Source organism: Mycobacterium sp. 1423905.2 (assembly GCF_001673155.1).
Classification (GTDB): domain Bacteria; phylum Actinomycetota; class Actinomycetes; order Mycobacteriales; family Mycobacteriaceae; genus Mycobacterium.
The window spans coordinates 1-605 of sequence record NZ_LZLE01000333.1; the positions used below are offsets into that span (position 1 = coordinate 1).

A 605-nucleotide genomic window follows, 5' to 3' on the forward strand; every position below is an offset into this window, starting at 1 on the left:
TCGACCTCGTCGATCTCGACGGGCCGGGAGTCGATCTCCATCTTCAGCCGGCTGGCGGCCTCGTCGACCAGGTCGATGGCCTTGTCCGGCAGGAACCGGGCGGTGATGTAGCGGTCAGACAGCGTCGCCGCGGCCACCAGGGCCGAGTCCGTGATGCGCACGCCGTGGTGCACCTCGTAGCGGTCCTTGAGCCCACGCAGGATGCCGACGGTGTCCTCCACCGACGGCTCGCCGACGAACACCTGCTGGAAGCGGCGCTCCAGCGCGGCGTCCTTCTCGATGTACTTGCGGTACTCGTCGAGCGTGGTGGCGCCGACTAGCCGCAGCTCGCCACGAGCCAGCATCGGCTTGATCATGTTGCCGGCGTCCATCGCACCTTCACCGGTCGCGCCGGCGCCGACGATGGTGTGCAGCTCGTCAATGAAGGTGATGATCTGCCCGGCCGAGTTCTTGATGTCGTCGAGGACGGCCTTGAGGCGTTCCTCGAATTCGCCGCGGTACTTGGCGCCGGCCACCATCGAGCCCAGATCCAGGCTGATGACGGTCTTGTCGCGCAGGCTCTCCGGCACGTCGCCGGCCACGATGCGCTGGGCCAGGCCCTCCAC

Annotated in this window: 1 protein-coding gene; it reads right to left on the bottom strand. The window is 67.6% G+C overall.

The window, feature by feature from the left end:
• Window positions 1–605, bottom strand: a 605-nt coding sequence (locus tag A9W95_RS22915) for an AAA family ATPase (protein WP_156746355.1), incomplete at both ends; no start/stop codon positions are given.